The following is an 11,393-nucleotide window of genomic DNA, read 5'->3' on the forward strand; positions in this document are numbered from 1 at the left end:
AATGGAATAACAGAAGGGTTCCATCGCAAGATGAAGTTGATTCAAAGACGTGCGTATGGATTTAAAAATTTTGAAAACTACCGATTACGAGTTAGAGTGTTATGTGGTTGATGAAGTGCCCCCTAAATTGGGAAAGACCCACTTATTTTTGAAAAACAAAAAAACATGAAGATATGCTGATGGCGTGTAATCAAACGTCCCTTCGTAAGCCATTGAATCAACTGGCTCCCCGAACAGGACTCGAACCTGTGACCCAATGATTAACAGTCTCTTTTGTTTATACTCTACCCTATTACACCACAGTTAATAATTCTTTACAAATCAATATACTATCAATAATATATTGTTAATATGATGATACAAAAATCTACTAGATTTCACCTCTAACATAGCACCAGCATAGCACTGCAACGGACGGAAATATTATGGCTGAGCAAAATAAAATTAATTTCACGAAGGCGGTACTGGATTCTCTTGCTCTTCCTGCAATTGGGAAGCGATCTTATTATTATGACACTAAAATGCGCGGTTTGGGCATTAGCATCACCAGCACTGGTACTAAGTCTTTTATTATTTACCGGTGGGTAAATAGTAAACCAGAAAGAGTAACCTTGGGGCGCTATCCTGATCTAAGTATTGAACAAGCACGGCGTAAAGCAATAGAAATTAATGCAGCAATTGCAAAAGGAGAAAATCCTAATGATAAGCGACGCGCAGATAGGGCTGAAATATCCTTAGAAGCATTGTTTGTCGAATATTTAGACAGATATGCAAAGTTACATAAAAGTTCTTGGCAAGTCGATCAAATGCAATTTCAGCGTTATTTGGTTCCTTGGAAAAAAAGAAAGCTTTCTAGTATTAGTAAGAGTGATATACAAAGACTTCATCAAGATATCGGGCGAGAAAATGGGCATTATGCCGCTAATAGACTATTAGCGTTACTGAGTGTAATGTTCAATAAGGCTATAGAATTTGGTTTATGGGATAAGATAAATCCCGCATTAGGAATTAAAAAATTTCGAGAGCAAACCCGAGACCGCTTTTTGCAAGCGGATGAATTACCTCGATTTTTTTCCGCTTTGGCTGAAGAGCCTAACGATACTATTCGGGATTATTTTATTTTGTCGCTATTAACCGGTGCTAGACGGACAAATTTACTAACGATGAAATGGGAGCAGGTTGATTTGACCCGAGGCGAGTGGTACATACCGCATACGAAAAATAAAACGCCTCAAATCGTTACTTTAACTCCCGAAGCTATAGTTATTTTACAGCAACGCCAAGCATCAGCGACAAATGAGTACGTTTTTCCTACTGACAGTCGTGCCGGACATTTAGTGGAACCGAAAAGAGGATGGGAGCGCATTCTTGAAAAAGCGGGTATTTCCAACCTTCGTATTCATGATTTGCGTCGTACCCTGGGCAGTTGGCAAGCTAGAACGGGTGCATCATTGGCTATCATTGGAAAATCCCTTAACCACAAATCCCCTCAAGCAACAGCAGTTTATGCGCGGCTTGATCTAGACCCGGTACGGGCGTCAGTCAATAAAGCCACCAAAGCCATATTTCAGGCAGCGGGAATTAAACCTATAATAGTTAATGAGCCGCAAAAAATTGAATAAAAACAAAAAGGAGTTCTAGAATATGACAGAAACAATTATTAAATCAGTAAATCAATTGCCTGCATGGTATAAGCTGGAGAATTACAACAAAACCAATGAATTTGGTGAGAGTGAATGGTATGACGAATTAATGGCGCGTTTCTTTATCAGGTATTGTCTAAAATATTTTAAAGTTGTTCCCGAGCATATTCGCTCCTATTGGGAAGTCATTAAAAGTTCTGGATTAATCTATCAGCAGTTTAAAGATGAGGAGTTAAAACTGAGGCTATCGGCATATAGTCCCTTTATTCATCATTTCGTTTTATATAAAGAAAAATCTGCACGCAAGGAGCAATCTCGTAGTGTTAATTCCATTACAAGATTTACAATGTATGGTAGCTACGTTCTTAATGATAAGGATAATCAAGCGGAAATAAATAAAAGGATGCGGGTACTATTAAACAAGAAGGAAGGCTATGTGGAAGATGAGCCTGGTGAGGATGCAGTAGCATGGCTAACACAGCCATTTGACGATTTTGAGAGTGATATACGAACTGGACTAAAAGATAAATTTGGATATGCCAGAGTGGAACTGAATGCTAGTGATGAGCAGATTAACCAAGATTTTGCCGCTTGGCTTGCCGAAGAGAGGAAAAGACGTGGCTGTATTACCTCAAAGAAGAATTTCAATGGGATTGATTTCAAAAGCTGGTCTGATTCGGCGATTTTACCTTATTTAGACTTGATATTTTGGGCACAAATGGAAAAAGTCAAAATAAATCAATATGTTATGGCGCAGGCCATTTACACAGATGCTTATGCTTTGGGCTCTGAAGTAGATCCTTTAGGTAAATTGAAGACCACCAAAAAGAAAGCAGTCTATCTAATGAATCACGAAACTATGAAATTGTTAGAAATGCAGGTTAATGAATTAGTAGATGGCGAGAGCATGCTAACGGTAACAATGGAGACTTCATAGCCCTACCCAAACTGTACTATGGGTACAATTTGTACCCATAGTACAGCTTGTGCTATAATGTCATTGACGGGTAAGTCCTACATGCGCTAAAGCGGAGCCCCTTCCATAAGTTGAGGCGATGAGGCTTTAGAATATCACATGATAGGGTCCGTCTTTTTTTTTGCCTAAAATTTGAACTCCATCTCAAGTGCGATCCTTTCCTTAAAAACTTCATACCATTCCAGGTCATTTCGCTGGTACTTACGATAAATCCCCCAACCAAACATATCCGTTGCCTGTAGACCAGGGTCTGCATAGGACTGTCGGTGGTAAATAGAAAACGGGGTCTTATCCGAAATAAATGAGCGCATTACCGTTGAAATACAGAGATCAAAATCTTTTATAGCATTTTTAGTCTTAGATTTATCTACAACCAATTGGATAGGCGTGTTATTGGTCAGTAGGTTGATCTGAGATAACAGCCTTTTGGCTATTTCGTCATAAAACAGATTTTTAGCTGCAGTATCAGGCACTTTGGCATGATGGCGTAGCCATGCCCGTTTATCGGCTGCAATAGATATAATTTCCCAGTGATTATTTTTCGTCAAATGGTTATAAAAGTATTTTTTAACCGCCAATGAAGTATTGCCACCCTTAATTTCATCATAACTGGCTGCTAGCTTATTCTTCAAGGTTAAGCGAACAGCCCTTTGCATAGCTTGAACCGATTGCGGAGTATTACAAACTAAGCAAGCCATTATCAAATAATGGCTGGTGCGCGAAAGGGAAAAATCAAACCCCAAATCACCTGATTCATCTAAATAAATAATCAAATTGTTTCACCTAGATAATAATCTAATTAATGGTCAACCAACAAAAACAACACAAAATAATCTTTATTATAATTTTTTAACTCGAAATTAGTCAAAAAAATCGGAAAAATTTTGCCTTAAAATCATTCCAGAAAGAAATAAAGCTCAAATTTTTCAGGAGTAAAAAAATTTTTTTTTCAGTCCTTCACTGTTTGCTTAAAGTTGCCCTAGCATCTCCACGTTTTCAAAAATATTTCATTTTTTTACGAGGAGATAGTTATGTCAACTAAGTTAGACATCGAATTTACAACACTATTTAAACCATCCGATCTGTTAACCCGCGAAGAAGCAGCCAAGTATCTACGGGTATCCCCCTGCACTTTGGCTGTCTGGGCAAGCGTGAAACGTTATAACTTGCCTTATATCAAAGTTGGTCGCTCAGCAAAATATCGCTTCGCTGATTTGGAGAACTTTATCAGACAGCGCACTGTGACCCAGCAAGAGTTATGAGAGGTGCTTATGTCGAATAACCAGTATTTAAAAACACGAAACTATACCTGGAGCAGAAGCGGGTTACCACAACCACAGGATTATTATCAGTCACAATTTCCCGTTTTGAAGGCAGGAACGAGATTGTGGGTGAGTGTCCATTGCTGCTTTCACAGAGACACTCATCCTAGCCTTCGCATTAACCTTAATTCGGGGATTTTTCGTTGCTTTGGGTGTGGCGTACATGGGAACAGTATCATTGCTTTTCATTGTCAACGATATGATCTGTCATTTAAAGACGCAGTAGTAGCATTGGAGGATAGAAAATGGTGAATTTATAAGCAAATAAATTAACTGAATCATTGCCGGAGGTTTTCAATAACAATGGGTCTCGCGAGTTTCCTAGGCCAGAACAAATTGCCGCCCAGCGTTATACAAAAAAGTTGATACGTCAGGGATTTAAAAAACAGGCGTTGCATATTTATCAGAGTGTGGATGGCCAAACGATTTATTGGCGTATCCGTCTAAAACATCCTGTGACAAGTGAGAAATGGATTCGACCATTAAGCTGTGATGAAAAAGGTAATTTTATTTTGAAGGAGCCTGAATTTAAACAAGGTAAACCACTTTATCGGCTACCGCAGTTAATTCAAAACCCTGCAACAATTTGGGTGGTCGAGGGAGAATTCTGTGCTGACCACTTGGCCAAATTAGGCATTAACGTGACCACATCAGGTAGCGTCGATAGTGTACAAGTTACAGATTGGTCGCCATTGACAGGACGTAACGTCATTATCTGGCCAGATAATGACATTGCAGGCATTCAATATGGTAATGCAGTTACTCAGCACCTGCAGGCTTTAGATTGTAAGGTACATTGGGTGGATATAGCGCAATTAAATCTGCCGCCCAAGGCAGACTGTATTGATTGGTTAGCAGAACATATCGGTACCACTTTACAAGATGTAATTGCACTGCCTTTAATGCCACCACCCGAATCCGAAAGACAAAAGTCAGTAGTTTCTCAAGAAACTAAAACACAGCCGCCCAATGAAGATCGCAGTGCATTTTTTACCGTCAACACCAAAGGTGTTTTTTATTGGGCTGAGGAGGAACCGCGTTGGATTTGCTCCAGCATGAAGATAAAAGCACTAGCACGAGACAAGCTTTCGGAGAATTGGGGCAGACTATTGGAATTCGCTGATGCCGATGGCCGCGTGCATACCTGGGCAATGCCGATGGAGATGTTGAAGGGTGGTGGTGAAGAGTTGCGGGGTGAATTGCTACGCCTGGGATTAGAAATTGCCACGGGTATCAAGGCGCGGAATTTGCTATTTGAATACATCGTCACCAGTAAACCAGAGGCGAGAGCCTGTTGTGTAAAACGCACGGGATGGCATCCACCTGTCTTTGTTTTTCCTCATCGTACTATTGGTGAAACAACCGAGATGGTGATTTATCAGTCTGAGAATCCTACTCAAGATTACCAACAGTCAGGCAGCCTGGAAGAGTGGCAACGCACGATAGCTTCCTTATGTGCTGGCAACTCCAGACTAGTATTAGCTGTGTCGTGTGCTTTTGCAGCCATGTTGTTGTATCCCGCAGGCGCTGAATCCGGCGGCATAAATCTTGTAGGTGAATCCAGTAGCGGCAAAACCACAGCCTTGCGAGTGGCGGCTTCCATTTATGGTGCGCCGGATTATATGCACCGTTGGCGCGCTACTACCAATGGGCTGGAAGCTTTGGCTGCTCTGCGTTCAGATACTTTGCTGGTCCTGGATGAGTTGGCGCAAGTCGATGCAAAAGAGGCTGGTGAAATAGCCTATATGTTGGCTAATGGTAACGGCAAAGCCCGTGCTGCTCGCAGTGGTTTGGCAAGATCGCGAGCGGAATGGCGGATGTTGTTTTTATCCGCTGGTGAGATTGGCTTGGCTCAGCATTTGGAGGAAGCCGGTAAAAAAGCTAAGGCAGGGCAAGAAGTTCGTTTAGTAGATATTCCAGCAAATGCTAACAAAGGATTAGGCATTTTTGAAAATCTACACGATCAAAGTTCTGCCGCGGATTTCAGCAGAGAACTATTGGAAGCCACCACAAAATATTATGGAATTGCGGCGCAAGTATTTTTGGAGACCCTGACCGCAATTCCCGATATCGCTACGCTAACTACCACCATCAAAAAGCTATGCCGACAATTCATGGCGGATAATCTGCCGCCAAAAGCCAGTGGACAAGTGCACCGCGTGTGCGAACGTTTTGCATTGATTGCTGCTGCCGGCGAGTTGGCGTCGAGTTATGGTATCACTGGTTGGTATGAAGGAGAAGCCAGTCGTGCAGCGAAGCAATGTTTTTGTGATTGGATCAATTACCGTGGTGGTGTCGAAAACCAGGAGCATACTCAAGTGCTATCCCAAGTACGTCGCTTCTTTGAATCACATGGCGAATCTCGCTTTAGTGAATTGGGTTCACAAAATTCCCGCACGTTACAGAGAGCAGGTTTCAAGAAAACTGATCCAGGAAATACGAGCACGATTTACTATGTCTTGCCACAGGTTTTCCGGCATGAAATTTGTGGGGGTTTGGATTACCGAAATGCAGTACGCATTTTATTGGCGGAAGGTTGTTTGCTGCCGGATGCTTATAACAATGCTTATCGGCGTGAAGTGTTACCTGGAATTGGGCGTGCCCGATGTTATGTATTTACTGCCAAACTTTGGGAGTAATTCCATCCTTCTATCAAAATGCTTGTCCGAAATGTCCGGCTTGTCCTTGTTGGCTAAGTAGTTGAATGCTAATGATTTTGCAAGAGCCAAGTGAGGACATTTAGGAAATGACCCGTTGTCCTTTTTGTCCATTTCAAATTAAAGGACAAACTGGACAATGGGATCAAACTGATCTGTCCAATATCAAAGCGATGAAATTAATGTAATTTCAAATGCTTAGATGGCTTGGACAAAAAAGACAGGCAGGACATGCAAAATTAAAGAAGGGCAAGAAAGTTGATAGCAACTGAAAAACTTGTAACTGCCGACATTAAAAATCAGCCACTCAATCGCCCCGCTGTGCCTGATTCGCAAAAATGCTCATGCAGACACAGCGGGGCTGGTCTACAGCCAAGGAGATGAAACAATGATGACGCCACAATTTGATGTTACTCATGAACTGGAACAAGTCCGCAGCTATAAACGTTTGCGCAAACGCAAGGCGTATGCAAAATCGCGCCTCAATCGCTGCCGTGCAGAATTGGTTGCTTTGCGCAAAGCGGGCGCCAGTTACCGTGAATTGGTTTTTTGGTTACGGCTTAACAAGCGCATTAAAATCAGTCATTCCAGCGTACAGCGTTACTTAGTGCAATTACCCGAAATCCAGGAAGGTTCTCATGCCGAGTTTTCGTAATCCTAAAAAGCAAGCGGAACATGCCGTAAAGCAGAAATTGGAAATTAACCAAGCACGCCATACTCACCGCGATGATAAAAAAATTCATAGCTTGGGAACGGCGCGTAATTATACCCAAGCATTGACACGATTAGCTAAATGGCTGCAAGAAAACAGGTTAAATGATTTAAAGCAATTGGACGTTAGAACTGCTGAGAAATATTTAGAACTGCGTGGCCAAAGCGTCGGTCAAAAACTGTTAGATCAAGAACGTCAGGCCATCCAATTGCATTTAGGCATTAATCTGCCAGTGATTCGGTCAGAATTGACTCAGATTTTAAAGAGCCGTGCCTATACGATACAACAGGTGGAGGCTATCGCTAGGTTACAGACAGAAAAGTATTCCTTGGCAACGCAAATAGCCACAGTTTCCGGATTGCGCGCCCATGAATTGCTGACCTTGCAAAGGTTGCAAGAACGCAGAGCCAGCCAGCACCGCCAATGGTCTTCACAGCGGTTTATTGGTAGAAGCGGTGAGGTCTATACCGTGGTTGGTAAGGGAGGGTTAATTCGAGAGGTATTAATTCCAACACAATTAGCCCATCAATTAGAAGCTAAGCGCTTAACTAATCCTATACGAATTAATGATCGTCATATTCATTATTATCAACATTATGATATCGGTGGCGGCAAAGGCTGGTCTAACAGTTTTTCTGCCGCCAGTAAAAGATTATTAGGCTGGTCACATGGTGCACATGGGCTGCGCCATAGCTATGCACAACAGCGTATGGTTGAATTACAGCAGAACGGATTTTTATATCCAGATGCTTTGGCAATCATCAGCCAGGAGCTAGGCCATTTTAGGCCGGATATTACAGAGGTTTATTTACGATGATTACTCTGATTATTTCTAGCGTTATGGTGATTATTATTCTTATACCCGTTGGATATTTTGTTTTCCAATTTTTAACCCGTGTAGCCACAAAAAATGCTGAAAAAGAACTCGCAAATAGAAATTGGCAACTAAACAATAGGGAGGGTAGTTTGAAGTCTGAGTATGCTGAATTTGAAAAAAGAAAAAATAAGGAACTGGACGATATCATCCAAAAACAAGAAATGGCATTAACTGTTTACCGAGAAGCCTATAAAAATCTCTTGGCGTCTGAAAAAATACGCCATACTTCCGAAATAAAAACAGACGCACTCCAAAAGCGAATCGATCAACTACAGTCAGAACTTTATCAAGCTAGAAAACGTGCGGAAAGACTTGCCAATAAGGCTAAAAATGCGGTAAAAATGACTCCATTGATGGATTAACGCCCCTTAACGCGTTCCGTATTATCACCTGCTACGGTTATCAATCTAGGTGAATATCCTTCGGGATTGGTTTCATCAGCCGTCGTATGAAAAATGATGTGATCTAATGATTTATTTAGATCAATGGAGTTTTATCTTTATTAACCAGTTAACAGTAAGGAGGGAAATAAGCACTAACGAAAATCATAGTTGTCGATGACTCACATCGATATGGCGTGAACAGTCCGAGCCATGACCTTACAGGTCGCAACGGGGCGAATCGGTGGTAACCAATCCGCCGCGCAACCAATTGAAAATGCAGTTGCGGGAATTCTAACGGAAAAATCTATATTTTTAGGATTGCACAAATGCTCAAAGGAATTATTAATCAATTTAACTGTATTGTTAATTTGTAGAATGTGTGGTGTAAGAAAGAGAGCTTAATAATTCCCATCTTCTTTTGACTGCATCATAGGAAATTTTAGAATATCTCTGAAAGTCATTTACAAATTTTTCATAAACATCTTTGCCTACATGCCGCATAATTAAAAGCTCAATTGTCATTTGAGTACACCTTGATATGTTTATAAGGGAATAGTTAAATTCACCTGCCCAATCTTCAATGTCAGCCCCATTTAAAAAAATTTCGACATCCTTGTAGTTAGCTTTGATACGCAGTCTATACAAACAATCAAATATGGTAGTTGGATATAGTTCACTAATGATTTTTTGTCTGGCTTGTTTAGTTAAATTTTTTTTATTTTTCCCTTCTTTTTTTAGCCAAATTCCCCTCTCATTTTCTATTTGTCGTTCACGAGTTGTTTTTAGAAATCGAGCATATGGAATTAATGACCCATTATTTCGAGACAGAGGACTTGATTCTAAATTAACTGGATCAGTTAAGTTGTTAAGAGTGATAATTTTCCTATCCGCTTTTGGATCACCACTGTAAGTTAAATTCCATGGATATGGATATAAATCTGGAGAAGACCTTATTTTATTACTTATCTTTTTTAAAGCCACCTTATGAGTATCGAAATCGTGATTTGGAGATACATCGTTCATAGACAAGAATAATGCGGACAATGATAAATAAACAGAGTAATATAATTGAATTATTCCCCAATGAATGGAGCATGAAAATTGTGAAAATTCTGCAGTAAATGAAAGTTGCATTTCAGTAGCCCATGCATTTCTTAAAACTGATTGAATTTTATCTTTGTTTTCTGTTCTTTTTTGAATTCCAATAAATGACCTTGATCGCACAATTTCAATCAAGTGTTCGCCGGTTTTAAATCTATCCTGATCAAATATATCACTAATACATTTTAAGTAGTTTAAATACACTTTAAATTTATTTATATTATCAATATCTTTTTGTGAGATAGGGGGAAATATTAAGCCCATAATGGTACCAATAATTATTGGGGGAAAAAGTATTGAGATTCTATTATTCTGACATTTCCATTTATAATGGACGTACACCCCAATCAATTGGCATAATTATACTTTATGTTATGCTAAGAGTTTTCCTGCAATTATTTGTGCTTCAGTGTAACGAAGGAATCACAAGCGACTTACCCATGAGCTCACAGCTTAGCTTCGTCCTTAGCCTCGCCATTGAAATGAGGTAAGCTCATTACCGCCTGGGTATCTTGGGTGCTTTTTGAGCAAATTGTTCTAATTCATTTTCACTGGCGGAAGAAAGCATCATTAAAGCCATTCTCACAACCTGACTGTCAGTTAAAACTAGTTTGCGATTCAGTGCTCTGTCTTTAATCTTCTCAATATTATCAAGGTCAATTTGAATGAAAGAGTAACTTCTCTTGATGGGTTTAACTTTTTTAGTGATGCCTACTGATTGAGATTTATCCAAGTGACATATCCTTCCAGAAAAACATAAGAATACTATGCTTCTGATATTCTTGACAAGCAAGACCAAGGCTGTTAAGGTTCTTGGTATTCTTGATATTCCTCAAATTTAATTGGAATCAGGAATCCAGAGCGTGACGCGCAGGTGAGCAGACCATACGCGCCACTAACCACAATCAACCTTCTAAGGAGGTCAATTATGGCTATCGATAGCCTAAATCACTTTTCATCCTTCGTAAACCAACAAATAAATTCCCTAGAAACCATTAACGACAATTTGGCCAAAGCTAATGCCCTAGTTCAGGTCGCTTTGCAGGAAGGGTTTATAGAGTATCCTGCAGAAATTATCCGCGATTACCTGTATTTATTGGGTGAAATCGTTGAGTATGCCTTTGATCGCAGTACAACAGCGCTAGAGACTATTGTTCGCGCCGGTCGTGAACAGCCATTTTGGCCCACTCATTAAAGGAGCTAAGTAATGACGGTTAAATTCATATTAAAAAATGCTGTTGAGGCAAAGAAAATGACGGATGATCTCAAGCATCTGGTAGGGGATATTGTCCATGACAATATTATTAGGGAAGATTGTCGGTCGAATAATCCCGTTTGGAAGCGCATTTCTTCCTTAAACGAACGTATAGCTGCTTTAAAGGTGCACATGGATGAGATCACCAGCTTACTAGAACGGCAGGAGTTTTTTTCCGCCCAACTTTGTTTTGGTGGAACATTATTAATAGGAGTTATCATTGGCTTAGTAGTATCAAGCATTGTGTTTCTTGGACATTAGTTTCTATAAGTAAGAATGAATGTCCAAGGGTTGATATTATTGGTATTTTGGTTATGATGTATTCGTCTATCTGGTTGCTACATACCAAGCGATGTTAAACATTGGGCGGTATGATGGCGGCCACTGCTTACGAGGTGACGGCGTTTCGGCGCATAGGCATATCGAAGCAGGCGAGCTTCAATCAGAAGCAAGAGAATCAGACACAC

At 40.4% G+C, this 11,393-nt stretch carries 13 protein-coding genes; 10 read left to right on the forward strand and 3 right to left on the reverse strand.

All coding sequences use genetic code 11. The features are described from left to right. The 3 genes from VHE99_11195 to VHE99_11205 form a co-directional block, all read left to right on the forward strand. On the forward strand, positions 1-111 hold a 111-nt coding region (locus VHE99_11195), incomplete at its 5' end, for a transposase (GenBank protein HVV69574.1). A 314-nt stretch (positions 112-425) separates the two neighbouring features. After that, positions 426-1,622, forward strand: a complete 1,197-nt coding sequence (locus tag VHE99_11200) for a tyrosine-type recombinase/integrase (protein ID HVV69575.1) — start codon at positions 426-428, stop codon at positions 1,620-1,622. 22 nt (positions 1,623-1,644) lie between these two features. Beyond that, positions 1,645-2,580, forward strand: coding sequence for a DUF6387 family protein (locus tag VHE99_11205; GenBank protein ID HVV69576.1), 936 nt, complete (start codon positions 1,645-1,647; stop codon positions 2,578-2,580). A 164-nt stretch (positions 2,581-2,744) separates the two neighbouring features. On the opposite strand, the gene VHE99_11210 is transcribed toward VHE99_11205, so the two are convergent. Beyond that, positions 2,745-3,392, reverse strand: coding sequence for a DUF3800 domain-containing protein (locus VHE99_11210; protein HVV69577.1), 648 nt, complete (start codon positions 3,390-3,392; stop codon positions 2,745-2,747). 258 nt (positions 3,393-3,650) lie between these two features. On the opposite strand from VHE99_11210, the gene VHE99_11215 reads away from it, so the two are divergent. From VHE99_11215 to VHE99_11235, 5 genes are all read left to right on the forward strand, one after another. Beyond that, positions 3,651-3,881, forward strand: a complete 231-nt coding sequence (locus tag VHE99_11215) for a helix-turn-helix domain-containing protein (protein HVV69578.1) — start codon at positions 3,651-3,653, stop codon at positions 3,879-3,881. 341 nt (positions 3,882-4,222) lie between these two features. Further along, complete coding sequence (locus tag VHE99_11220) at positions 4,223-6,580, forward strand: DUF927 domain-containing protein (protein ID HVV69579.1); 2,358 nt, start codon at positions 4,223-4,225, stop codon at positions 6,578-6,580. Between the two features lie 406 nt (positions 6,581-6,986). Further along, positions 6,987-7,253 (forward strand): hypothetical protein, encoded by a 267-nt coding sequence (locus VHE99_11225; GenBank protein HVV69580.1) that lies wholly within the window; start codon positions 6,987-6,989, stop codon positions 7,251-7,253. Continuing rightward, positions 7,237-8,127, forward strand: coding sequence for a site-specific integrase (locus tag VHE99_11230; protein HVV69581.1), 891 nt, complete (start codon positions 7,237-7,239; stop codon positions 8,125-8,127). The genes VHE99_11225 and VHE99_11230 overlap by 17 nt, the downstream gene beginning before the upstream one ends. Then, a complete protein-coding gene (locus VHE99_11235) occupies positions 8,124-8,549 on the forward strand; it encodes a hypothetical protein (protein HVV69582.1) in 426 nt (141 codons plus the stop codon). The genes VHE99_11230 and VHE99_11235 overlap by 4 nt, the downstream gene beginning before the upstream one ends. Positions 8,550-8,933: 384 nt before the next feature. On the opposite strand, the gene VHE99_11240 is transcribed toward VHE99_11235, so the two are convergent. Next, positions 8,934-9,935 carry a hypothetical protein gene (locus tag VHE99_11240; GenBank protein HVV69583.1) on the reverse strand — a complete coding sequence of 334 codons (1,002 nt, stop codon included), beginning with the start codon at positions 9,933-9,935 and terminating at the stop codon, positions 8,934-8,936. Positions 9,936-10,167: 232 nt separating this feature from the next. Beyond that, the gene (locus tag VHE99_11245; GenBank protein ID HVV69584.1) at positions 10,168-10,404 is read right to left on the reverse strand and encodes a hypothetical protein; all 237 of its coding nucleotides are present in this window, start codon (positions 10,402-10,404) and stop codon (positions 10,168-10,170) included. 195 nt (positions 10,405-10,599) lie between these two features. On the opposite strand from VHE99_11245, the gene VHE99_11250 reads away from it, so the two are divergent. After that, complete coding sequence (locus VHE99_11250) at positions 10,600-10,866, forward strand: hypothetical protein (protein ID HVV69585.1); 267 nt, start codon at positions 10,600-10,602, stop codon at positions 10,864-10,866. Between the two features lie 12 nt (positions 10,867-10,878). Beyond that, positions 10,879-11,187 carry a hypothetical protein gene (locus VHE99_11255; protein ID HVV69586.1) on the forward strand — a complete coding sequence of 103 codons (309 nt, stop codon included), beginning with the start codon at positions 10,879-10,881 and terminating at the stop codon, positions 11,185-11,187. Positions 11,188-11,393: the final 206 nt, after the last annotated feature.

This window comes from Gammaproteobacteria bacterium, assembly GCA_035546635.1.
Classification (GTDB): Bacteria; Pseudomonadota; Gammaproteobacteria; order JAURND01; family JAURND01; genus DASZWJ01.